The sequence below is a fragment of the Flavobacterium sp. 9AF genome, from assembly GCF_902506265.1.
Classification (GTDB): domain Bacteria; phylum Bacteroidota; class Bacteroidia; order Flavobacteriales; family Flavobacteriaceae; genus Flavobacterium.
The window spans coordinates 1-23887 of the sequence record NZ_LR733575.1 but is presented as its reverse complement, the minus strand read 5'-3'; the positions used below and the strand labels follow the sequence as shown (position 1 = coordinate 23887).

The 23887-nt window shown below is 29.3% G+C and carries 23 protein-coding genes and 1 pseudogene; all 24 read left to right on the top strand.

Translation table 11 applies throughout. The annotated features are described in order from the left end of the window. Positions 1-99 precede the first annotated feature (99 nt). On the top strand, positions 100-486 hold the full coding sequence (gene tssD, locus HALO113_RS15390; RefSeq protein WP_159779977.1) for a type VI secretion system tube protein TssD: 387 nt from the start codon (positions 100-102) through the stop codon (positions 484-486). 98 nt (positions 487-584) lie between these two features. Further along, the gene (gene tssD, locus HALO113_RS15385) at positions 585-980 is read left to right on the top strand and encodes a type VI secretion system tube protein TssD (protein WP_159779976.1); all 396 of its coding nucleotides are present in this window, start codon (positions 585-587) and stop codon (positions 978-980) included. A 3-nt stretch (positions 981-983) separates the two neighbouring features. Beyond that, positions 984-1919 (top strand): polymorphic toxin type 23 domain-containing protein, encoded by a 936-nt coding sequence (locus HALO113_RS15380; RefSeq protein ID WP_159779975.1) that lies wholly within the window; start codon positions 984-986, stop codon positions 1917-1919. Continuing rightward, entirely contained in the window at positions 1919-2491 is a 573-nt protein-coding gene (locus tag HALO113_RS15375) for a hypothetical protein (protein ID WP_159779974.1), read from the top strand. Before HALO113_RS15380 ends, HALO113_RS15375 begins: the two co-directional genes overlap by 1 nt. Positions 2492-2521: 30 nt before the next feature. Continuing rightward, on the top strand, positions 2522-3235 hold the full coding sequence (locus HALO113_RS15370) for a tetratricopeptide repeat protein (RefSeq protein WP_159779973.1): 714 nt from the start codon (positions 2522-2524) through the stop codon (positions 3233-3235). A 24-nt stretch (positions 3236-3259) separates the two neighbouring features. Further along, on the top strand, positions 3260-5083 hold the full coding sequence (locus HALO113_RS15365) for a type VI secretion system Vgr family protein (RefSeq protein WP_159779972.1): 1824 nt from the start codon (positions 3260-3262) through the stop codon (positions 5081-5083). 17 nt (positions 5084-5100) lie between these two features. After that, on the top strand, positions 5101-5583 hold the full coding sequence (locus HALO113_RS15360) for a PAAR-like protein (RefSeq protein WP_159779971.1): 483 nt from the start codon (positions 5101-5103) through the stop codon (positions 5581-5583). A gap of 1 nt (position 5584) precedes the next feature. Beyond that, on the top strand, positions 5585-6745 hold the full coding sequence (locus HALO113_RS15355) for a DUF6402 family protein (RefSeq protein ID WP_159779970.1): 1161 nt from the start codon (positions 5585-5587) through the stop codon (positions 6743-6745). Further along, positions 6742-7110, top strand: a complete 369-nt coding sequence (locus tag HALO113_RS15350) for a hypothetical protein (RefSeq protein ID WP_159779969.1) — start codon at positions 6742-6744, stop codon at positions 7108-7110. Before HALO113_RS15355 ends, HALO113_RS15350 begins: the two co-directional genes overlap by 4 nt. Positions 7111-7117: 7 nt before the next feature. Continuing rightward, entirely contained in the window at positions 7118-8629 is a 1512-nt protein-coding gene (locus tag HALO113_RS15345; RefSeq protein WP_159779968.1) for a hypothetical protein, read from the top strand. Then, positions 8614-9252 carry a hypothetical protein gene (locus HALO113_RS15340; protein WP_159779967.1) on the top strand — a complete coding sequence of 213 codons (639 nt, stop codon included), beginning with the start codon at positions 8614-8616 and terminating at the stop codon, positions 9250-9252. Before HALO113_RS15345 ends, HALO113_RS15340 begins: the two co-directional genes overlap by 16 nt. A 23-nt stretch (positions 9253-9275) precedes the next feature. Beyond that, positions 9276-10157 carry a hypothetical protein gene (locus HALO113_RS15335; protein WP_236554750.1) on the top strand — a complete coding sequence of 294 codons (882 nt, stop codon included), beginning with the start codon at positions 9276-9278 and terminating at the stop codon, positions 10155-10157. A 42-nt stretch (positions 10158-10199) separates the two neighbouring features. Further along, the gene (locus HALO113_RS15330) at positions 10200-11642 is read left to right on the top strand and encodes a hypothetical protein (RefSeq protein ID WP_159779965.1); all 1443 of its coding nucleotides are present in this window, start codon (positions 10200-10202) and stop codon (positions 11640-11642) included. 3 nt (positions 11643-11645) lie between these two features. Next, entirely contained in the window at positions 11646-12671 is a 1026-nt protein-coding gene (locus HALO113_RS15325) for a hypothetical protein (RefSeq protein WP_159779964.1), read from the top strand. A 270-nt stretch (positions 12672-12941) separates the two neighbouring features. Beyond that, complete coding sequence (locus HALO113_RS15320) at positions 12942-14780, top strand: type VI secretion system Vgr family protein (RefSeq protein WP_159779963.1); 1839 nt, start codon at positions 12942-12944, stop codon at positions 14778-14780. A 1-nt stretch (position 14781) separates the two neighbouring features. Continuing rightward, complete coding sequence (locus HALO113_RS15315; RefSeq protein ID WP_159779962.1) at positions 14782-14955, top strand: hypothetical protein; 174 nt, start codon at positions 14782-14784, stop codon at positions 14953-14955. 67 nt (positions 14956-15022) lie between these two features. Next, positions 15023-15979: a DUF2931 family protein gene (locus HALO113_RS15310; protein ID WP_236554748.1), complete on the top strand. Its 957-nt coding sequence runs from the start codon at positions 15023-15025 to the stop codon at positions 15977-15979. 20 nt (positions 15980-15999) lie between these two features. Further along, positions 16000-17349 carry a DUF2235 domain-containing protein gene (locus HALO113_RS15305; RefSeq protein WP_159779960.1) on the top strand — a complete coding sequence of 450 codons (1350 nt, stop codon included), beginning with the start codon at positions 16000-16002 and terminating at the stop codon, positions 17347-17349. Positions 17350-17363: 14 nt separating this feature from the next. Then, positions 17364-18419, top strand: coding sequence for a hypothetical protein (locus HALO113_RS15300; protein WP_159779959.1), 1056 nt, complete (start codon positions 17364-17366; stop codon positions 18417-18419). Between the two features lie 70 nt (positions 18420-18489). Continuing rightward, on the top strand, positions 18490-18990 hold the full coding sequence (locus tag HALO113_RS15295; RefSeq protein ID WP_159779958.1) for a DUF4280 domain-containing protein: 501 nt from the start codon (positions 18490-18492) through the stop codon (positions 18988-18990). Between the two features lies 1 nt (position 18991). Next, positions 18992-21802, top strand: coding sequence for an OmpA family protein (locus HALO113_RS15290; protein WP_159779957.1), 2811 nt, complete (start codon positions 18992-18994; stop codon positions 21800-21802). A gap of 5 nt (positions 21803-21807) precedes the next feature. Further along, complete coding sequence (locus HALO113_RS15285) at positions 21808-22413, top strand: hypothetical protein (RefSeq protein WP_159779956.1); 606 nt, start codon at positions 21808-21810, stop codon at positions 22411-22413. An 8-nt stretch (positions 22414-22421) separates the two neighbouring features. Beyond that, positions 22422-23198: a hypothetical protein gene (locus HALO113_RS15280; RefSeq protein ID WP_159779955.1), complete on the top strand. Its 777-nt coding sequence runs from the start codon at positions 22422-22424 to the stop codon at positions 23196-23198. A gap of 153 nt (positions 23199-23351) precedes the next feature. Further along, positions 23352-23887, top strand: a pseudogene (locus tag HALO113_RS15275) (hypothetical protein); the annotation flags it as partial.

Genomic DNA, 23887 nt, shown 5'->3' with positions numbered 1-23887 from the left:
ATATATTTGCGTATATTTATATTGAGTAGATTTACTGACAACCAGACAAATAACAAAAACAAATAACAAACATTTTTTTTAATCTTTAAATATTACATTATGTCATTTAAATCAAAACTTAAAGTTGGCGGAAAGGAACTTAACATCTTAAAAGTTTCTTATGATTTATATCAAGAAATTGATGCAAGTGGAAGACCATCTTCTGTTACAAGAGGAGGTACAATTAATCTTACAGTAGAATCTACTGGTGATTCATTCTTTTTTGAATGGATGACAAATAACTTCGAAAGAAAAGATGGTTCAGTACAGTATGTAAAACGCGATACTGATGCTAAATTAAAAGAATTAAACTTCAAAGAAGGTTATTTAATAAAATACAAAGAAGAGTTTGATGCTACAGGAACTAACCCATTAGTAGAAACATTTACTATTTCTGCTAAAGAAATATCTATGGGAACTGGAGAGCATGTAAACGAGTGGGTATAACCCTTTCTTTAAAATAAAGATGATAAAGAGTTTGTATAATACTTACTCTTTATCATTTATTTGTATTTAATATATTTAATAATCTAAACTTTTTGCATATGTCTTTTTTAGCAAAACTAGAAATTGACGGTGAGGAAATGAATGTGTTGGAATTTCAGTTTACAATCGGTCAAGATATCGATAAAAGTGGAAAACCATCTGCGGATCCTACTGGTGGTAGATTTAGAATAGTTTTAGAATCTACAAAAAGTACCATGTTGTTTGATTGGATGATAAGCAATAATCAAACAAAAAATGGGAAAGTCACTTTCTTTAGAAGAGATGCTATTTCTAAAATGAGAGAACTTCAATTCAATGATGGCTATTGTATTGGCTATGATGAAGTGTTTCTAGCCCAAAGTAATACTCCTATGACTGTAGAAATAATGGTTTCTGCCAAAGAAGTATTAATGAATGGTTCTAAGTTTACAAGAAATTGGCCTCTTAAATTCTAGAAAATGGATGAATTAGAAACTAATTTTTTTATAGGATTAAGTTATCATTTTGGAGGTCCTAAGAATTACATGAGTGGTACTGCTGGAGTAGGAATTAGTCAAAGATTTGACAATTTCAATCCAGGAGTTAATCTTGCAGTAAACTTTTATAATGGAGGTATAGGCTCACTTTCTAATAATTCTAGTTTCAACATCGATACAGTATTAACTGCAAAGTTAACTGTTGGAGATGGTAAAGGGAAACCTATGGATATATATCCTTTACATTTAAATAGTGGAACAGGATTGGAAGATAAGTATAAGTATTCCGCAACCATAGGAACTAATTTTATTTTTAATAATCACGAAAGAAATCAGCATGTAGGATTTGTTCAGTTGAGAGCCAGTGATTTTAGTTTTCAAACTTATAATGATTTTGGAGGTTTTAAGAAAATTGGAATAAGTGATGGTTACGACCGTTGGTGGACAGGTGGAGGAAATATCACATTAGGAGCAAAAAATAGTGATTATCAATTTGTAATTGCTAGCGATGTTTTTACAGCGGATACAGATTCTGAAAACGATACGGATCGTTATAATGCTAATAAAAATTTAGAAACTTTTTTAAATAATAATCAGAATAATTCTAAACTTGAAAGATTAAAAAACAGAGTTACAGGATATACACCTGCAACAGCTTCACAAGTGGATCAATCTTTTTTAGATGTTAATAGAAATGGTCAATTATGGAGTTCTGAAGCGCATTCATTTGACTTGAATCAAGGGAGAACTTCCTTTCGATTAAAAACTCCAGATGGAACTTTTGGAATGAATAGTATTGGGAAAAGTAATATGTATAGTCAAGATGTCATTCATAGAATCATTAATTTTCATCTTATACCATCTGAAAGGCCAAACTATTGGGAATTTCAATATAGTCCAACTATAAACTCATTTTAATGAAAAAGAATCTAATTGCATATCTTTTTTTTGTATTTGCATTTGATTCTTGTGGTCCAAAATTCTATTTTAAAAATGAATATGCTTTTTATAGAGAGAATTTTGAATTAGATGAAGCATCTCTTTTGAAAACAAACGGAATTTATGTTTTAGATTCTATATGGTCTCAATCAACTATTAATAAATCTGATCAAAAACTAAAAAAGACATTTTATATATTTTATAAAACAGGTCAGTCGAATATGATTATATCTGATGTTGTAACTGAAGATTATAAAAAGTTAATTATAGATGATTATTATCGAAGTAAAAAAAATAAACACTTAGGAACATTATTTCAAGGCTATTATAAAATTAAAGATAATAAAATCATAATCGAAAAAGTGAATACTTCTCTCAAGCAATTCAATTATTCTTATGGATACCTTGAAAATGATAAATTAATAATTGTAAAGCCAAACTCTTTACAAGGGGAAGGAAAATTTGAAGATAATTATTTCTTAAATACATATAAAGAAATTTATAAATTCATTCCATTAGAAGATTTAGATGCTATTTCACCATATTGGTAAAATAGTACAACTAATATAATCTTTATTAAAATGAAAATTCTTTTTTCAAAAATAACTTTATTTTTTCTTATTAGCATTAAAATATCTTTTTGTCAATCATGGCAACAATCTAATTTGGATGATGCTTACAAGAATGAATTATATCTGGAGAATATTGCTTTGAAAGAAAGAATTGCAAATTTTCCCCCAGAAGCTAAAATCATTAATGCTGAAATTTCGCAGTTTGTTAAGGTAGAAAATTATAAAAAAGCTTTAGAATTAGTAAATGAATTGGAAACTATTTTGCCTAATAATTCTGATGTTAAGAACTTTAAGGCAAAAATGTATTATAAGCTAAATAATAATGAATTAGCTGTTAAATTATTTGATGAAGCTATCCAGTTAAATCCTAATAATAAGTGGTTTTATATAAATAAAGTGGGATTATTATCTGAAATCAATAAGAGTATAGAAGCAATAGAAGTAGTAAATCAATTGATTGAAATAGAAAAAAACTGGAGTATTGCTTACAATCTAAAAGCGTCAATATTAATTATTTTAGATAAAAAAGAGGAAGCTCTTTTGCTATATGAAAAGGCTACAAAATTATATCCCGAAAGCGCTTTAATATTTACTAATAGAGGTGATTTGTATTCAGAAATGAACGATAAAGATAATGCTGTTTCAAGTTATAAAAGTGCTTTAAAAATTCAACCCAATTATCTATTGGCAAAACAAAAATTAGATGCAATTCTTAGGAATTGAAATAATATTTAAAAACATGATATCATGGCAATAAGTACAAAAATCAGTATATCTATAGCTGGTGAATCTCTTACCCGATTTTCAAAGTTGGTTATACAACAGAAAGTTCATACCCACCATACGTTTTCTATATTACAACCCTTGCCTAAGGAATTTATAGGTGATGCCATAGATAAAGCGCAAGGCTACATAGGTTCATCAGTAAAGATAGAGATAAAGCCTAGCAGTTTGTCTACGACATCTCCATTAGTTTTTAATGGTATCATTACCGAAGCACAAATGATTCGAACATCTGGTGCTGCTGGAGGTATTATTATCAATGGTTATAGTCCTACGATAGTGATGGAGGGAACACCCAAAACAAAATCATTTACAGACGAGTCATTATCAGATATTGTTAAAAAACTAGTTTCGAGTTATTCTCAAAAAGAGTTACAACCTAGTATAAAGGTACAGAACAATGTTAATTTACCTTATACGGTTCAATATAGAGAAAGTGATTTTGGATTTATATGTCGCTTAGCACAAAAGAAAGGGCAGTGGTTTTATTATAATGGAGAGTCCTTGATTTTTGGTACACCTCAATCGTCTAATTTTACCTTAGAATATGGGAGGAATTTGCATACTTTTAATATAGAGATGCGAGCAAAACCACTAGGTTTAGAATATATAGGATACGATTTTAGCACCTCTGAGACACAGAAAGCGAGTACTAGTGAAGTCAACTATCAACCCGAAGGTTATAGTAAAGTAATGTTTGAGAGTTCAAAGAAATTATTTCCAGAAACGGCTACTATGCTTTATACGCATTCCTTGGAAGAAGGAAGTTCAAGAACGCATCTATTGGATAGAGCTACCATTCAATTACAATCTCGTACGTCTGATTTGGTGACAGCCAAAGGAGATACAGATGAGACAGGTTTACGCATTGGAGATGTAGTTTCAATAGAAGAGCCAGCATTTTCGATGACAGGCAATTTACTAGATGGATTACAAGAGCAACAATTTGGTAAATATATTATTACCGATATTACACATGTTTGTGAAGAATCAGGGGCGTATCATAATAGTTTTCAGGCTGTACCTGAAGGTGTTATGGCACCACCATATGGGAATGTACATCAACATCCTGTAGCCGATACTCAACCTGCAATAGTTACGGCAAATAATGATCCTTTAGGATTAGGGAGAGTACAAGTTAAGTTTGCATGGCAAGAAGGTAATACACCGTGGATACGTATGACTAATGGTCATTCAGGAGGAGGAAAAGGGATGTATTTTATCCCCGAAATAGGGGAAGAAGTTTTAGTTGGATTTGAGGCTGGTAATGCAGAAAAACCTTTTGTATTAGGAACGATGTATAATGGGAATGCAAGTTCGGGCTATGCCACATCAGGAAATGATCAAAAAGTGATTCAAACAAGAAGTGGAACAAAGATTATTTTAAATGATGCACAAGGAAGTGTTTTTGTTGAAGACCCAAGCGGGAACACTTGGATGATGGATGGAAAAGGAAATATAAGTGTAAATGCACCAAATGACATGAATTTTACAATTGGGAAAAACTTCAATATTGTTGTTGGTGAAAATATGAATACTAAAATAGGAAATAATGAAGAAATAGCTATCGGGAATAATAAAAATGAGATTATCAATAAGACCTATTTGCAAAGCTCAAACGACAAAAATGTAAGAGTTATAAATAACAAAACCGATACTGTTGGTAATGCCTATAAACAAATTTCAGGTGAAACGGATATACAAACTTCAAAAGGAGATTTGAAGCTGAGAGGGACAAGTTTAGCAGTTTTTCAAGGTGGGAAAGATGTAAAAGTGAGCAAAGGATAAATAAAATGATTTAGATTATGTCAAACGATAAAACGCATAATAATAAGCTTCAACAGAAAAGAGAGGAAAAAAAAAGGAAAGAGCAAGAACAAACTCCTATTGAAAAAAGAGAAGTTGTAATGCATGGTGCTACTTTGAAATGTCAATATGCTCAAGGTCCAGGTAAGCTAGTAGTTACTTCAAACGAAATTTTATTACAAGATCAAAAATGGGCTACATTTAATGACGATAGTAATATGGTTAACCTTCAATTTAAAGGAACATGTGGGCATCCAAAATGGCCAAATCAAAAAATGTCTCCGCCTCCTTGTATGAGTGTTATAAAGTTGAGTCCTTGGCAAAAGCTAGGAACTACTTTGGTACAAGAACAAAAAGTTTTAGTAAAAGAATCATTTATTAATTGCGAACCCGATTTTAATACAGCAGTAGCTAAACCTATTCCTAAAGCTACAAATGTAAATAGTGGCGGATTGTTATACGCATATACAAAACAAGCATAATATGGTTTTATTAAATTTTGAAAATGATAATGTATCTGTGACCTTTAAAGTAGATCCAAAAATTCAAGAAAACGAATATAAGATAAAAACTTATGCAAGAAATGGAATTACTAATGGGACTAAAACACTTATTGCAACAAGTGAATCTTTTGCTTTAAATAAAAATGATGAAAACGTTCAAAATTTTACTATCGATTATGTTTTTTATAATAAAGCTGCCAAGAAAATCAATAATAATAAAGCACTGCCTAATGTAATTGTATTTACATTTTCCATATTAATTGGAAAGAATGAGAATGAATCACAAGGAGATTGTAAAGTTCATTTTGTGAGATACATTCCAAAATTGTTAAATATTAAAGGATGGATAAATGCTGAGAAACTTCAAAAAATATGGTTTACCAAAGGTAATAATGCGGATAAAAAAAAGGTATTCCCTGAATTAAATGCGATTACTTGGCAATGGATAACATCTGAATCACGTGAGGTTAATGAAGAATATTTAGAATTTTTAAACGATAATAAAAATCAATTAAATGCGATGTCTTTAATTCGTAATAATAATGTACAAAATGCATTAAAAAACGAAATAAATAAAATGGTTACCGCAGGTCTTGCTGAAATTCCAACAGCGATAAAGCCTAAAATTATATTTGGGGTTCAATCAAATCAAGTTGTAAATCATAATAATGAAAAAATGCCACTATTTGAAAAGTATTATTATAATTCTAAATCATTCAGTGGAATTTGGGACTTAGGAAAACACTACTTAAGAGAAGGGATAGATGATTTTATTGCTGCAATAGCAAATTTTAATTTTCATGTTTTTGCAACAGGTAGTTTAGAATATGTTGAAGGAGGTTATATTACTAGCGAACATATTAAAGTAAATGTCACGAAGCTTCATTTTTACATAAAAGATAGTTTCGATTTTGTAGATGATGATCCTAATGCGAGTTCCCAGCCTTTAGGATATTGGAAAATCAGTGACGATGGTTCGTCTGTAGAAGTTGAAAAAGATAGCCCTTCAAATGCTAACGAATACTTCGAAGTTACTAATAAATCTTATAGAGATTATAGAGATGATCATAGGATGGGGTATGATTTTTATTTGTATTCAACTTTAAATGAGGTTAATGTTAATTTAAGTTTTAATTTATGAAGAGAATAACAATAATAATTTCTATTTTATTATTAGGATTAGCTATACTATGTTATTATATTTTTTTAAAAAAGGAATTTTCGGAATATAAAACATTTACTAGTCCAGATAAGAATTTAAAACTCATAGTTTATATTGAAAGTAATCCATATAGTTTATCCTTTAATAGTGATTTAGAGTACAGAATGGCTTATGTAGAATTGATAGATAAAAATAATAAAACTCTTGTAAAGCCGTCTTTGTTTTCAAATTGCAACTTTGTTATAGGAGATTTAAATGTTAGTTGGGACACAATTAACAAGGTTGTTTATTATAATAAATTTGATTCTATTGATTTAAAACAAATGAAAATGACTTGTAATTAATATAAAAATGGCAGGTACAAACGAACAAACAAACGATACTTATACAGTAAATCCTAATCAAATCGTGTATGATCAAGTACACGAAATGGATTTTCAAGTAGAAGTAATGACTGTATATTTTGCTGAAAAAAAGCCTAAAATGATTTGGGAAGCAAAAACCGAAACCTATACTGTTAAAAATGGTGGTACACCTGTAGATGTAAAAAAGAAATATGAAGCGGAAAACAGAAGAAATATCACTACTGATTTAGCAGATGATGTTCGCTTGTCGCCAAATCAAAATGTTAATGTGAGTTGGGAGGAACAAATTCAAGAAAAAGACGATCAAGGGCAATTAAAGTTTGAATACAATAAATTAGATAAAGCAAAAATTAAAGATAAAGTTTTTGTCGTTGCAAATTGTAATGGAACTAACGGTAAATTAACTCTTGAAATCAACGAGAACAAACTCGATAACGAAGAATTAGTATACGATAATCCTATAAAATTCTTAATTGGAGAAGAGGAAAAAACAAAAATAGAATTTACCATAAATAATACTTTTATATACGCTCAAGAAATTATACTTCGACCTAAAAGTGATGAAGACCTAAAAAAGTTAGTAGAGAAATTCGAAAAAAGAGAAAAAAAGAATGCTTTTTTATTTTTTAAAGCAAATGTTACTGATACAGAAGATGATATAGTTTATCCAGATGAGTCGCAAGAGTTTTTGAATAAAGATAAAGAACAGTTTGAAATAGTAGGAACACCATGTTATTGTAATAGAGATATAACAGTAGATGAAATAATAGATTTAATATATCATCTTAGAGACAAACAAAATCATGTTACTAATAGAAATAAATTTTTTGATTCTGGAACGGAAAGAATCACTGAAATTTCAATTTCAACTGGTAAAATATCAGACAATAGAAGTAAAATTGAATTATTCATAAATGAACTTAATGCCATGTTTAGGAAATTTGGAATTACTACCTGTAAACGTAAAATTCATTTCATTGGTCAAATGTATTTAGAGACAGCAAGTTTTAGATATACCTATGAAAATAGAACTACTGTACCAAGTAATTACAAAGGTGGTGTGGATTTTCAAGGTAGAGGAATGAAACAAATAACGCACGACTATAATTATTTGGCTTATTATGATTATATAAATACTACAACTTTATTTCAAACTTATATGACCACTAGAAATGGTTATGAAAGTGTTGGAGAATGTGTTACAAATAGAATTCAAGCTAACAATGCAGGGTTAAATGCTACTTTTTATGATGGTTTGAAAACATTTGCCAAGAAAATTTCAGAAGAATTATTTCATTCATTTAATTCAGCAGGCTGGTTTTCAACTATATATAAGCCAACTACTTTAGCAGAAATGGATAAAGGATTAGAGGACGAAAATGTTAGATTAGTAACAAGAGCCATTAATGGCGGTGAAAATAATTTAGCAGAAAGAAAAGATTACACGAAATGGACAAAAGAATTTTTTAAATATGATACAGAATGCATAAAAAAATAGGAACAAGTATAATAATTATTTTTATAGCTTTATCTTCTTGTAGATCTAAAAACAATATTGAAACAGGGAAAAATAATATTATCAAAGACTCCACTTTAGTATATCAAGATAACAAAGAAATAGGCAAAATCGGGCAAAAGACAACTTTTAATTGTATGTCATGTTATGCTATTAGTAAGGTTAAAATAGTAGGTAAAGAAATAGGAATAAAAATTCCTGTCTCAAATAGGGGAATTAATAATGAATCTTTTTTAGAATATGATTTTGTAATTGATAAAATTGAAAACAACACTAATTACACAATAGTTAAATATTCAAGTACATTGTCTTCAAAAGCTTATGAATTAAAATTATACAAAAACGAAAAGGGTCAAATTTACGTTATTAATGTTTTAACAGTTAGTTATGGCATCAAAGATATAGAAATAGCTGAAAATGATTATGAATCATTTCAATCTAATTCAATTTGCCAAAGTAAAAAGAGAACTCTTGTAAAGGATACAATAATGATAAGTGATAATAATTTTTTTGAAAAAAATGAATGTTTTGATTGTCCAATAAAATATACAATTGACGAATGTATAGCCAATAAAGAAAAAGGAATCAAAATGATTTGGGAATGATATAAACTACGATGAAAAGTAAAATGCAATATTCATTCGAAGACAATATAGTTGAGGTTAAGCCTAATGTAAAAAAAGAATTACAATTTTATAGATTACAATTTCTAGAGAAAATGAATTGTAATGGAGTAATTATTAAGCAAGAAATTATCAAAAATGTCCATTTAACAATTACAAAAATAGAGAATGTAGGATTTGAATATCATATAGAAGTCTTTGATACAACACTAAGAAATAGAACATTGTCCCTTTCTGAAAAAGATTTAATTGCTCAAATAGCTTCAATTACAGATGATGTTAAAATAATAGTAGACGAAAATTTTAATTTTATTAAGATTAAAAACTTTGATTTAATTAAAAGTAAGGCCAATCAGAAATTTAAAATATTGTCAAAAAAATATTTAGGAGAAAAAGCAAACCGTCTCTTTGAATACCTTCAAAAATACTATAAAGATGAAAAATTAATTTATAACGATTTGCAACGCTATGATAAGTACGGATTTTTGTTAATCAAGTTTCTAGGATATTATAGATTTGGTAAAAACCATAAGTACACCATTAGATATACAAATTTTTTGAAAAATACTTTTTTAGAAATAGATGAAACTGTAAAAATGACTAAATTAAATAGAGAAATTGAAGAGGTCGAATTGAAATTAAAAGGCGAAATTAATACTAGTAAATACAATAAGAAGATGTTCGAAAGAGAAATGAAAGTGCAAAATATATTTTTCGATGAAGTAAATGACAACCTAACATTAAATAAATATGAAGGGGTTTTCAATTTTAATACAAAAACAGGAAAGATAAATAATGCTAAATTAAATATTCATGTCTCATTTGGAGAAAATTATTCAAAAGAAATAGATTATCAATTATCTTCCTTATTACCTCATGAAGTGTAATAAGTGCTGCTATTTTAAAAATTGCAAATTAAAATAAATGTTATGGCAAAAATAACTATTACAAATTCGGGTCAAACAACAACTTTAAACGAAACAAACCTTCCTGAAATTCCAGAAGATGGTTTGCAGAGAATAGTTAGTGTTTATTTTGCAAAAAAAGTCGTTACTCAAAATGGAACTAGTGTAACTTTTAATAGAATAGACAGTCTAAATAATCCTCAAATGAATTATGATGCTTTTTTAGGACAAACAATATATTTAATTATTGAAACTAGCAATATGAGAGCATTAGAAATAGATGCTATTATTAAACCCTCAACAGATACAATAACTGGAAGCACAGACAGTCTAAATCTAATGAAATTCAATCCAGAAGCTCAAGCAGGAAGTGAATATGAAGCTTCTGCGCTACTAACTGCAACCGTAGGTAATTTTGATGCACTTAATGATAGAGATGGTTCACACGCACATTACACAAATTTAGAAACCAATCATGCAGATAAAGCTATTATTAAATTACAATTAAGACCTAATATAAGAGCAACTTTTGATACTTGGGCTACAAATTTAGGAACAACTTCTAGAAGTTTAGAAGTAGTTGTAGAACGACATGATAAACAAGCTTGTGCTTATAGAAATACTACTGAAGAAATATATGGAGCTGAAACATTTCTAAATTCAGATGCTGAAGGTAGATTTAGAATCGTAAATCGAGTGATTTTTACCATTTATCATGCAGATAATACATATAATATTCTTGAATTAAATGCTGGAAATAGAAGAAGACTAGCTAAAGTAGAAAACAATACAGCAACACAAGCTACTTATTTTTATTATAATGAGCATGATGTGGAGATAGAAGTAGCAACATGCAACTTGTCTTCAGTTTTAGGAAGAACAAACGGAACTAGATTGCAAAATGTGCCTACTGGATATATAAGTCAAAATCCAGCGCCAGCAGGAGGGGAAGCACAAACGAATTATTATTATGCTAATGGAAATATTGTGACTCAAGGAACCAATACTGCTAACCCAATTGTTAGATACGGAGCTTTAACAACTAATGTTGTATTAGTTAGAATGCCAGACAATTTAGCAATAAATAACGATGGAACTGTAATTAATTATGTTTTTTCTGGTACTCAAAGAAGATTTTGTAATCCGCAATGTTTTGCAGCTTTTGTTGGTGCTTTGGCTCAGTTTGGTCAACGTATGACTTCTACTGGAATGTGTTTTGGTGATGCAACAAGTTATCCTAGTGTCTCACATCCTAATGGTGATAGTGTGGATACAACTTATGCTGCAAACTTAGCAACAGAGCAATTAAAAGTAAATGGTTTTCACGATTATGGTTTTGCACATATTTTGAGAGGTCAAACAGGTTGGAAAGCACAGTTGCAAAATTCTACTTATCATACAAATCACGAAACTCATTTACATTCTGGTGACTTTAATGATGATTTTTTACAAATTCTAAATGCGTAAATTATGAGAAAATTAATTTACATAATACTGCCTTTTTTATTAATACATTGTAAGTCTAAAGAGGAAAATTTGCAAACTTCTTTAATTAGTAAGCAAATTAAAGAAGAAGTAAAAAGAAATTCTTTGCAGTCTTTTTTTAAAGTTCTTGATGAAAATCAAAAAATTAATCTTCCCTATGGAAGTAAAGAAATAGAGAAACATTTCGAGGATAGACAAGATACTATTACTACTTTTAGTAACGAATCCTATTTGAAAAATTGGGCAAATTGGATGACTACATTTATAGAAAATGACACAAATAATAAAAATAGAAAATCTTCTGAAATACCCTATTTAGAGAGTAAAATAATTATAAACTCAGAATTTAATTTGCCTGATACATTAAAAAATATAAAATTTAAAGGTTCAGGTGTAAATATTAACCAAAATTTAAACACATACTCTTTAACCTTCAGAGAGTATTTAGTATGTAATAACTGCGAATTGCCAGAAGATTGTTTTCAAAACATATTGGTAAGTACAGATAATAACCATAATGTTGTCGATAAGATTCGTCTGTCATATAGAGTTGGTAATGATTATGGATATACTTCACAATATTTTTATATAGATAATCAAAAAATCATCCATCTAAAATCTTTTTATGAAGGAGAATTAGAATCTCAGTTTTTAGATTATAAAATGTATCAATTAAACGGAAACGGAAAATTTGTTAGATATTTCAGTAAAAATGGAAGATATACATCTGATAATGAAACTGGAGAAGTTATAAATAATACTAAAGAAGGCAAATGGATTGAAATTTTTAAAAACGAAAAAATCAATAAATTAAAATTTAAAGATAATTTTACTTATTTGGATGCCAATTATAAAAATGGAGTGCCATCAGGTAAATTTAGTTATTTCAAATTGTATCAAGAATATGATGAAGATGGGTTGCCAATAATTTCATCGCAAAAAAAAGGTGAATTAATTCTTGTTGAGTTTTATGAAGATGGAAACTTAATAGCATCCAAATTCATAAAATGATTTAATTAGAGTCAGTCAAAAATAATTTATTAGTTGGTCACAAATAGTAAAAAAAAAATATAAGAAATCTTTCAGAGTTTTTTTTGGCGGAAATACTTTGAAAAAAATAAAAATAAACAAATAAAATAAAAATGTAGTAAAGTGAATATTATTGGAGAGTTACCCAAATTATTTTTTGTTTAAATGCTTTCATAAACAAGATTTTAAAGGAGATTTTTTATTATATTTACCTATTACATTACAACAAACAAAAAGCAAACAAAGAACATCATGGCAATAAGTACAAAAATCAGTATATCTATAGCTGGTGAATCTCTTACCCGATTTTCAAAGTTGGTTATACAACAGAAAGTTCATACCCACCATACGTTTTCTATATTACAGCCCTTGCCTAAGGAATTTATAGGTGATGCCATAGATAAAGCGCAAGGCTACATAGGTTCATCAGTAAAGATAGAGATAAAGCCTAGCAGTTTGTCTACGACATCTCCATTAGTTTTTAATGGTATCATTACCGAAGCACAAATGATTCGAACATCTGGTGCTGCTGGAGGTATTATTATCAATGGTTATAGTCCTACGATAGTGATGGAGGGAACACCCAAAACAAAATCATTTACAGACGAGTCATTATCAGATATTGTTAAAAAACTAGTTTCGAGTTATTCTCAAAAAGAGTTACAACCTAGTATAAAGGTACAGAACAATGTTAATTTACCTTATACGGTTCAATATAGAGAAAGTGATTTTGGATTTATATGTCGCTTAGCACAAAAGAAAGGGCAGTGGTTTTATTATAATGGAGAGTCCTTGATTTTTGGTACACCTCAATCGTCTAATTTTACCTTAGAATATGGGAGGAATTTGCATACTTTTAATATAGAGATGCGAGCAAAACCACTAGGTTTAGAATATATAGGATACGATTTTAGCACCTCTGAGACACAGAAAGCGAGTACTAGTGAAGTCAACTATCAACCCGAAGGTTATAGTAAAGTAATGTTTGAGAGTTCAAAGAAATTATTTCCAGAAACGGCTACTATGCTTTATACGCATTCCTTGGAAGAAGGAAGTTCAAGAACGCATCTATTGGATAGAGCTACCATTCAATTACAATCTCGTACGTCTGATTTGGTGACAGCCAAAGGAGATACAGATGAGACAGGTTTACGCATTGGAGATGTAGTTTCAATAGAAGAGCCAGCATTTTCGATGACAGGCAATTTACTAGATGGATTACAAGAGCAACAATTTGGTAAATATATTATTACCGATATTACACATGTTTGTGAAGAATCAGGGGCGTATCATAATAGTTTTCAGGCTGTACCTGAAGGTGTTATGGCACCACCATATGGGAATGTACATCAACATCCTGTAGCCGATACTCAACCTGCAATAGTTACGGCAAATAATGATCCTTTAGGATTAGGGAGAGTACAAGTTAAGTTTGCATGGCAAGAAGGTAATACACCGTGGATACGTATGACTAATGGTCATTCAGGAGGAGGAAAAGGGATGTATTTTATCCCCGAAATAGGGGAAGAAGTTTTAGTTGGATTTGAGGCTGGTAATGCAGAAAAACCTTTTGTATTAGGAACGATGTATAATGGGAATGCAAGTTCGGGCTATGCCACATCAGGAAATGATCAAAAAGTGATTCAAACAAGAAGTGGAACAAAGATTATTTTAAATGATGCACAAGGAAGTGTTTTTGTTGAAGACCCAAGCGGGAACACTTGGATGATGGATGGAAAAGGAAATATAAGTGTAAATGCACCAAAGAATTTCAGTATTGCTGCAGGAGAAAACATAAGTATATCTGCAGGAAAAAATATATCAGTGAATGCAGGAGAAAATATTGATAATTCGGCAAACGAAAATATTACTACAGTAGCTGGAACCGATATTATTCAAACTGCAACAGGAGATATAAAAGAAACTTCTGATAAGAGAACTGAAATAATTGATAAAGATTTTGTTCGTCAGGCTGATATTTCCAATGAAATAGCTTCCGAAATTTCACTTTTTAGTGAAAAAGAAAATATGACTTTGCAAAGTGGAAAAACTGTAGAATTTAACAGTGCTGAGAAATCAAAATTATTTTAGGATGGGAATTCATAAAAAAGCTAAAAACATGACAATAACTGTTGTGTCTGACTACAATGTAAAAGTAGGAGGAAAGTTTGAAAAAATAACCACAAAGCTTAATGTTGAAGCAACAAATGGGAATCTAAACTTAATCTCAAACAAGAAAATTGTAACAGATGGTAATAAATCATAAGTTATTATGCTTAATAGTTATTTTTTTTGTTACTCATTTTGTAACAATATCATGTCAAAATATAGAAATGGAAGAAAAATTTGAATGGTCTGCAACCTTATCTGCACCAAAAGAATATCCTGTGCAAGTTTACAGAGGAGAAATAATAGCTAAAGATTATACACAATCATTAAGCGGATTTGGAGACATTGATTACGGCTGGGGAGAAGAAGGAGGTACTGTTGTTATGGGACCAGATTTAAAAAATATTCCAGATAGTTTAGAAATTGCTTGGCATTCTTTTGTAGATCAAAAAAATTTTGAAGGCAAATGGGCTTTGCCAAAAGAAGAATTAATCAAGTTTTTTAATGAAGGAATCATTAATAAAATAACAAATAAAAAAGTAACCTATAATAAATTCATAATTGGCTTAGCTCCAAACGGGCTTGTAATTGTTTGGCTTTCAAGTGTAAGAGGGCAAATTGAAATAGCCCATTTTAAAGCAAAAGAAGTATTTGTTAATGTTGAAACTATTTCAGAAGAGAACAAACCAATTTTTTCAAAAAAATATAATGATGTGGTTATGTCCGAATTGAATAGAGAACATAATACTTTCGAAAGAATTAAAAAAAATGAGTATCCAAAAATAGATGTATATGAAAATTATAGGATAAGATATTTATGGAAACCTTTAGTTGAATTATCAGAGAATAAAATGTTTATTAATTATGTAATTCATACTTATAATGGCGAAATTGAGGTTGAATCTTCAAATAAAAAAGAGCAACTTAAGATTAATTATAAAGAGCGAGGAATTCCAAAGTATCTTGCTTTCAGTTGGATAGATAAAGATCAAAATAAAGAAGTTAATTGTTGGTTAGAAAAGTTTGACGAAGATGAATTATTTAATGCTTACAAAAGATTTAATGATATAGAAGAGATTAATTTTATAGTTAAAGTAATTGATAAATCAAAAGTTTTAATTAAACTAAAAAGCATTTCACAAGAAATTGAAATTAAAAATTTCAGATTAACTATTGAATAAAACTTTAAAATTAGTAAGCTATGGCAACGAATATTAGTTTTGGAGATTATTCTCCACCTGAACCACCAAAAGGAGCAATAGACGTTCTGATTGGGGTTTTCTTTGATGGAACATTAAACAATAAAAACAACACTCAAGAAAAATTAAATAATTCAGAACATTTCAAAAAGAAAGGTGTTGAAAAAAAAGAAGATAGCAGTTATTATAATGATTGGTCAAATGTTGCACGACTTTGGAAATATTATGATAGTCCGCTTAAAACGTATGTAGAAGGAATTGGTACAGAAGACAGGGAAAAAGATGCAACTATGGGATTTGCCTTTGGAACTGGCTCTACAGGAATTAGAGGGAAAGTAAGAAAAGGTTGTGAAAATATTGTAGATTTAATAATAAAAGAGAAAAATAAAGTAAGTGCAACACGAGTAAGTACTTTAACATTAGATGTTTACGGTTTTAGTAGAGGCGCAGCAGCAGCAAGAAACTTTGTTCATGAAGTAAATAAGGCAAAATACAAAGCAATCTTGGAAGCTACTGGTTCTGGAGAATATACCAGTTTCCAAAATACTGATAGTGATGGTTTTGTTACACAAAGAGATGAATTTCCACGAAGAGGTCATTTAGGTCTTAAATTAGAAGAGAACGGAATTGAAGTAGATAATGTAAGGGTTCGGTTTTTAGGTATTTTTGATACTGTTTCTTCCTATTCTAAAAATTTTTCCGCATTCCCTAATTTTAATGATGTAGAGGAATTAAGCTTAAATGATATTGGCTCTGCAAGTAATGTGGTTCATTATGTGGCTGAAAATGAACATAGAGAAAATTTTTCATTGACTAATACACATGTAGGTATTCAAAAAACATTTCCTGGAGTACATTCCGATATTGGTGGAAGTTATAACGATGGAGTTGAAACGATTGAAGAAATTGAAACGTCTTGGACATCTAGAAACAATTTAAATCCATTAATTGAACGTCTGATAAATGAAGGTTGGTACAAAAGAGAGCAATTAGAAATTACAGGAGGTAATTTATATTGGGCATTGAAAGGGACAAGAAATTTAAAAAAATCATATAGCTACATTCCTTTGCATTTTATGGGTGAAAGTAGCAAAAACAAGCAGGTAAATATTAATACGGATAAATTGGAGAGTTTTTATGATATGTCAACAGACACTTTATTAGAAAGAGTAAAAGCCAAATTAAGGACTTATGTGTTTGGTTCTGGGAAACAATATCTTCTTTCAAATGATTTGTCATCTGAAGAGAGAAATGATTTATTTGAACTAAGGAACAAGTATTTGCATTGGTCAGCAAGAAGAGAAGGTATAGGAATGGATCCAAATAGTGATAGAAAGAGAATCTATTATTAAAATCTTAATAAAAATTGAAGCCTAAATATAAAAAGTATAAGATAAAAAAAAACGATACTTTAGAAAGTATTGCTAATAAATTAGAAAAAAGTATACATGAAATAAAAAGTTTCCATAATGTTTTTTGTGATTCAGATAGTTACATAGGAGTAAGCTTACCTAATCATCTGAAAGAATTATATATCTATCCTGAGTTTAATGAAAAAGAATTGTCATTACTGCAAAAAGTTTTTACGAATGATAATTATAAACTTTCTCAAACGCCTTCAAATAATACATTGAATTATGGAGTGATGTACACAATATATTCTGGAAAAGAGAAAAACAGTATAAAATTTGAAGTAGAAGTACAATATTTAGAAAAGAAAAATGAAGATAATTTACTGTTTTTAGTAAATAAAAAAAGCATAACTTATATTAATGATGAAGAAGTTAATACAATTGCAGATGAATTAGCTGTAAAAACAAGTAGTGTATTATATCCTTTAGAATTAGTCATAACAAATGAAGGTAATTGGATAGCGATTCATAACTATGAAACTATATATAAAAGATGGGAGAAAATAAAAGAAGCGATTTTGGATGAATATGAAGGGGAGTGGGTTGAAAAATATTTAAATTTAAATGAAAAAACACTAGCAGACGAAAATTTGCTTTTTGATAGCTTAAAAAAAGATTGGTTTTTAGCGAGTTATTTTAATACGGTTTTTGTATATTATTCACATAAATATAGATTTAATACAAAAATCTCTTTTCCTATTTTACCAAATTGTAAAGCAGTGGAATATGATATTGAACAAAAAATTAATGAATTTATAGAGACAAATGATACAATTCGAATCGAACAAAATGGCGAACTAAAAGATGAAAGGTCAAAACTTGATTTAGAAAATAATTTGAATGTTCCTTATTATGGGGCTTTGTATCCTGATTATAATAAAGCAAAGGGTAATTATCGTTCCGTATATTTAATTAATGCTAAAACAAAAGTAATTGAATCTTTATTTTTAGAATGTTCGGTAGAATTAGATATTGAAAAAAAGACACAAATAGTTGTGTCTGTTTTGTAATTAAAATTAGCGGTTTTATAACTTCTAATTTGTATTTTTAATGTGACAACAAAAACAAACAAAAAACAACATGAGCGAAAAGCATATCGTTGTGCAAGGAGCTGAATGCAAATGTAAGTTTAGTGTAGAACCAAAAACAGATAAGTTAAAAGTACTCACTCAAACAAAAGATTATGCAAATGACAAAGATGCGTCTAAAAAGCTTATTGCAACAGACAAAGAAATTGGTCAAACTTTAGAGAAAAACACTTTTGGCAAATGCAAGCTACAACCTACAAGTAGCGATTATCTTCCTTGTAAAGCAGTCATCACGAAATGGAGCGGTATGTATGAGGAAGTAATTTTGTCCAATCAAGGTAAAATACTTTTAGAAGACAGTAAAGCTACTTGTCCTATTGGTGGACCAGATTGTATTTCTATCACTAAACACGGTCAAAAATCAGAAGGTTCTTCACAAAACTCTCAAAATGCGAATGAAGAGATTCATAGTCAATTAAACCCAATGGTTAATATTAAAACTATGGATGACCAACCGTTACAACACGAAAATATTGAATACAATTCTAAGTAGTATGGCAAAAGGTGTAAAAAAAATACAATGGACGGGTCAAGGGAAAGTATTTCAAAAGATGTCTAATTTCTCTTCTAGAATAGTTATTCCTCCCAATGAATTTGTTTGGTTTAAAGTGAGCGAATGGCTTCCTGATACTACTCTTGAAGATAAAAAGAAAGATATCTCATGGATTTGGCAAGAGCAAGATAGAAAAGTTATAATTTGGAAAAAAATCATTCCATCTAATCAAATTTATGCTATTAAACTGCCTAAAAAGTTATGCGGTTCTTATAGTTATTATTTAGAAGCAAGTTTGTCGGGTAAAACGGATCCAAATATAACCGGTTTATATATAAACGGATTGTGTGATAAAAAAATTGTTTCAAGTAAATGGGCCACTTCAAATGGAGGCGAGGATGTGCGTAAATCATATGTGTTTTCTTATGGTAATATTATTCATTTGAATTTGTCAACAGAAGGTCTTAATGGAGATAGATTAATAGTCGAAATATACAATATTCAAACACTAAGGAGTGATAAATTAATTTTTACTTTTACGAATGTTAAAGTAAGAGACGGAGAGGTAAATCTTGAAATTAAAAACACCTCAACATGGCAAGGTTTAGTCAATAATATTCAGGATGAAGAAAAATTTTATATAAAAGTTAAAGATCAAGCAACAGGTAAATATATAGTAGATAATAATAATGATGAGGAACATGCTCGTTTTTTACGTATAAAAAATAAGTTAGTAGCAAATAATCCTCAACCACCTCAAAACAATACCGCTGCAAAAACAGGTCAACCTAATGTGAGTGCTGTTAGATATGAACCTTGTAAATTTGATACTATTTCCATAACCGAAACTCAAAAAAAAGAGGGGAAAATGGAAAAAACCACTACTCTAATTTTTGATAAGGGTAAAGGATTAAAAGACGTAGCAAACCCCCAAAAAGAAGTAACTAAAACCATTTTCTTTGGATTTGATAGCGATATCATAACAAAAGAAGGAAATGAAAAATTGAATAATACTTTAAATTTCCTTCTTGAACACGAACATTCCACCATAACTATCGATGGATATGCTTGTGTAATTGGTAAAATGGAGTATAATAAATCGCTTTCTCAAAAAAGAAGTGATGCAGTAAAAAAATTCTTTATAGATGGTAAATTGGATCCGAGAAGGATTATATCAACAGGGAAAGGAGAAATTAATGCATCCGATAATAAAAGCGGAGCGGACAACTTAAAATATAAGGATGAAAAAATATATGTAGAAGCCAGAAGAGTTGATATTTCTTTTAAATATTTCAGTCACACTGCGGCTACAATAATTTACGAAACCATTGTGCCTAGTCATGATAAAGATATTTTGTTTGATATTACAGGCTTTCAAACTGATGCTTGTTTTAGAGATAAAGATAAACACAAAAAGGAAGTTAAGGTCACTTCTTCAGAATATAAGACACCTTTAGTTAAAAGCGGAAGTTCTGTTGTTATTCCTGTACATTCAGCTTTGTCAACATGGAATGTAGCACCATTGCAATATATATGGCCAAAATGGAATTTAATTGAAGGGATAACAGGTAATGGTGTTGATTCTGCAGAAAAATATAATGTTTTTATACATTCTTGTCGTTATTTTTCTGAATACAATAATGCTACAGTTTTAATGAAAGCCTATCCAGATATTAAATGGACATTGACCTTTTTTTTAAACTTAACTAATGAGCTCAGTGTAAAATGGCAAAACCAACCAGAGACAAAAGTTAAAGAGTTTCAAAAGAAAGCAGGTAAAATTGGAGCTGAAAAAAGATGGGAACAAAAAGATGCCTCATTTGGTTTTAGTTTAAAAGGAGAATGGGACAAAAATGATAATGGAACTTTTATTAGAAATAAAGAATTTAAAGCTGAGTATGAGACAAAATTTAAAAAATTATATAGTTTATTTTCATCATTGGGAGCAATATCTGAAGGAATAACTAGTAAGACGAAAGGTCAAATAAGAAATATGGGTTTTAAGGGTTTGCCCATGACTATAGCTGTTAAACCACCTAATTTAAATATTAAAGGAGTTTGGTCTTTAGAAAAAACGACAAAAAAGAATAATACTCAAAAAGTCATAGGTACTAATGTCGATATTTCTTTTAATGCGGACCCTTTAATAGGTCTCGAATTAACAATTGATTTACTTTGTACTGCTGTTGGATTAGTAGCAGGAGCTGTTAGTGGAGGAACTGCAGCACCTGGAGCTGTACGTCTTTATAGTATAATTAAAGGGAAAATGAATACTGGTATTAGTGCAGGAAACGATTCTGTAGGTTTTAAAGCATCATCAGATGTCTATATTGACTTAATAATTTCTAGTGTTATTAAAACAGCTATCGGATTTTCTTTTAATACTGAAAACGACACTGGAGAATCAACCAAAGGGAAACTGGAACTTACCAATACTTTAAAACTTGAATTAAAAGCTGGTATTTGGGTAAAAGCTGAGTTAAGCTTAATTGTTGTTAAGGCTGATGCTTATTTCGAAGTAAGTGGAAAAGGAAATGCAGCTGTTACATTTGGACATAAAGTTAATTATGATTCTAAGGGACTCATTTATAAACCTCAATTAGGTTTTGATGGATTAAATGCTGAGTACGTTATTAAAGGTAAAGTGGGACTTTCGTCTAAAAAAACAATCTTGGGAACAAAACCTAAAACAACAGATGAAGGTGTTATTTCTGAAGGGAAATACAATGAAGTAATACCGAAATTCGATATTATTAAAAGTTTAGAAGAATTATTTGGAATAAGTGCTGAAATTCCGTTAATTAAAAATTAAGATAAATGAATAAAATATTGTCAATATTAATAATAAGTTTTACAATGAATTCTTGTAAAGAAAATGATAAGGTTTCAATTGATAAAATTGATTTAACGCAATCAAAAAAATTCTTCTTTAATGATGCAAACTTAATGTCTGAAGCAAATGAAATAAACACCACTCTTAATTTTATTTATACTAATGAAGTTAATCGATTCAAATATGGGAGTGTAGAATTTGTAAATTCTAACCCAGATGATATGGTGTTGAGTAAAATAGGTGTGTTGACTAAAGAACCTAATAATGAAAAAATTGAAGGTATTGTTCTTTCAATTGAAGATACACAAGAGAGCATAGCAATTCTAAATGAATTGAAAAAAATAAATGGAGAACCAAAAGTTCTAAAACCTATACCAGCTGAAAATGATGAGGGTCAATTACTTGGCTATTCTACATATGTTTGGATATTACAAAATGATTTAGCAATTGTGGCTTCACAATCGTACGAATATACAGATGGAGTAAGAAGTATTGCTTCACTTATTTATATTGTTTCCAATAAAGTAAGAACAACTCAAGCGAATAGTCCAGAATTAGTTATTGATAGATTAATAAAAACATATAACTAACTCATTCTATGAAAACATTACCATATTATACAATAGATTTTAGTGCTTCTGCTTGTATGTTTGAGATAAGAGTAAATGATTATCCAGTTATAATAATGAATATAGAAGGACAAGTTGCTTCTACCATTCCTATAAATTATGCTATCCTAAAAAGTGGCGAACAAACTATTACTGTTTCTATTTTACCGTTACTAGGTGAGACAAAAATAGATACTAAAGCTGAATTAAAATTTGATATAAAGTTATTTGATGTAACAAACGATTTTAATTTTAAAGAAATGTTTGGAGCTTATCAATCACAAAAAGTCGAAGAGGATAAAATTTTACCAGTGATTAATTATCATAGTACTTTTTTTGCTGAGGTTCCTTACGAGTTGAATGCTTGGGAAAAAGGTGAAAACTTGAAAGATGTAAAAGACATAAATAAAAAACTTTTTAAAGTTTATGCTGATATATCAGATTTTATAAAAAGTAAAAATTACGATTCTTTTGTAAAAGCAATTGCCAAAAGAGAAGAAAATATGGTCAAATCGATGTATTTGTCAAAAGAAGAAGCATTGTCTAGAACCAGTGAATTAATTGATGATTTTAAAAATGGTTTTAAGATAATGCCAGTTGATTCTAATAGTGTGTTACATATTTGTGGTCATGGAAAAGTTGCTAGTTTTAAAAAACCAAATGGAGAATCTGCTCTTTATTTATTGAATGAAAATACCCAAGAAGAATTGATGCTTGACATTACCTTTTACATTCCAAAAGGCAAAACTGAATTTGAAGTGATATAAAATCTAAAATAACAATCAATTTATCTGTATTGAATGTTCAAATGAAAGACTTTTTATGGTTAGAGTAAATATTGATTTATTTAATTGTCATCCCTATTTGAGATATTTTCGCAAGAAAAATATAAATAAACATTATTTATTATGCTCAAAAAAATGAAACGTTTTTTAATCACCTCTTTTGTTATTTTAATTATCATTCATCTAACTTATTTTATATATGGATATTGTACTTTTGAAGGCTTAAAAAACATAGACAAGTATTCAGAATATTACAGGTTTAAATTTTATGATGATGTATCTATCTCTCATTTTTTTATCACATGTACTTTCTCAATTCTATTTAGCTTACAATTACTACGACGAACTAAAGAAAAACATTCTGAAAAAACAAGATTTAAGGTTAGTCTCCTGTTATTGCTTATCTCATTTCTACTTTTTTCTTTTTTTATTAGTTATAATTTAGGTTTGTATATAAGACTCAGAAGTGATTTGCCTGAAAAAGAATGGAATAAAGATAAGGAATTATTAAATTTGTTAAACCCTTTTTTGTATAAATATACTTCTTATCAATCTGAAAAGTTATTCAATGTAGTTCATATTTTATATCCCAAACCTTATCCTGTAATTGAGAAAAAAGATTCAATATATAATTCACTAGGTGGTTTTTATGTTACATATAATTATTATTC

Excerpts from the sequence above, each read along its gene's own strand:
- tssD (WP_159779977.1), top strand. The coding sequence starts at position 100 with ATGTCATTTAAATCAAAACTTAAAGTTGGCGGAAAGGAACTTAACATC.
- tssD (WP_159779976.1), top strand. The coding sequence starts at position 585 with ATGTCTTTTTTAGCAAAACTAGAAATTGACGGTGAGGAAATGAATGTG.
- HALO113_RS15380 (WP_159779975.1), top strand. The coding sequence starts at position 984 with ATGGATGAATTAGAAACTAATTTTTTTATAGGATTAAGTTATCATTTT.
- HALO113_RS15375 (WP_159779974.1), top strand. The coding sequence starts at position 1,919 with ATGAAAAAGAATCTAATTGCATATCTTTTTTTTGTATTTGCATTTGAT.
- HALO113_RS15370 (WP_159779973.1), top strand. The coding sequence starts at position 2,522 with ATGAAAATTCTTTTTTCAAAAATAACTTTATTTTTTCTTATTAGCATT.
- HALO113_RS15365 (WP_159779972.1), top strand. The coding sequence starts at position 3,260 with ATGGCAATAAGTACAAAAATCAGTATATCTATAGCTGGTGAATCTCTT.
- HALO113_RS15360 (WP_159779971.1), top strand. The coding sequence starts at position 5,101 with ATGTCAAACGATAAAACGCATAATAATAAGCTTCAACAGAAAAGAGAG.
- HALO113_RS15355 (WP_159779970.1), top strand. The coding sequence starts at position 5,585 with ATGGTTTTATTAAATTTTGAAAATGATAATGTATCTGTGACCTTTAAA.
- HALO113_RS15350 (WP_159779969.1), top strand. The coding sequence starts at position 6,742 with ATGAAGAGAATAACAATAATAATTTCTATTTTATTATTAGGATTAGCT.
- HALO113_RS15345 (WP_159779968.1), top strand. The coding sequence starts at position 7,118 with ATGGCAGGTACAAACGAACAAACAAACGATACTTATACAGTAAATCCT.
- HALO113_RS15340 (WP_159779967.1), top strand. The coding sequence starts at position 8,614 with ATGCATAAAAAAATAGGAACAAGTATAATAATTATTTTTATAGCTTTA.
- HALO113_RS15335 (WP_236554750.1), top strand. The coding sequence starts at position 9,276 with ATGCAATATTCATTCGAAGACAATATAGTTGAGGTTAAGCCTAATGTA.
- HALO113_RS15330 (WP_159779965.1), top strand. The coding sequence starts at position 10,200 with ATGGCAAAAATAACTATTACAAATTCGGGTCAAACAACAACTTTAAAC.
- HALO113_RS15325 (WP_159779964.1), top strand. The coding sequence starts at position 11,646 with ATGAGAAAATTAATTTACATAATACTGCCTTTTTTATTAATACATTGT.
- HALO113_RS15320 (WP_159779963.1), top strand. The coding sequence starts at position 12,942 with ATGGCAATAAGTACAAAAATCAGTATATCTATAGCTGGTGAATCTCTT.
- HALO113_RS15315 (WP_159779962.1), top strand. The coding sequence starts at position 14,782 with ATGGGAATTCATAAAAAAGCTAAAAACATGACAATAACTGTTGTGTCT.
- HALO113_RS15310 (WP_236554748.1), top strand. The coding sequence starts at position 15,023 with ATGGAAGAAAAATTTGAATGGTCTGCAACCTTATCTGCACCAAAAGAA.
- HALO113_RS15305 (WP_159779960.1), top strand. The coding sequence starts at position 16,000 with ATGGCAACGAATATTAGTTTTGGAGATTATTCTCCACCTGAACCACCA.
- HALO113_RS15295 (WP_159779958.1), top strand. The coding sequence starts at position 18,490 with ATGAGCGAAAAGCATATCGTTGTGCAAGGAGCTGAATGCAAATGTAAG.
- HALO113_RS15290 (WP_159779957.1), top strand. The coding sequence starts at position 18,992 with ATGGCAAAAGGTGTAAAAAAAATACAATGGACGGGTCAAGGGAAAGTA.
- HALO113_RS15285 (WP_159779956.1), top strand. The coding sequence starts at position 21,808 with ATGAATAAAATATTGTCAATATTAATAATAAGTTTTACAATGAATTCT.
- HALO113_RS15280 (WP_159779955.1), top strand. The coding sequence starts at position 22,422 with ATGAAAACATTACCATATTATACAATAGATTTTAGTGCTTCTGCTTGT.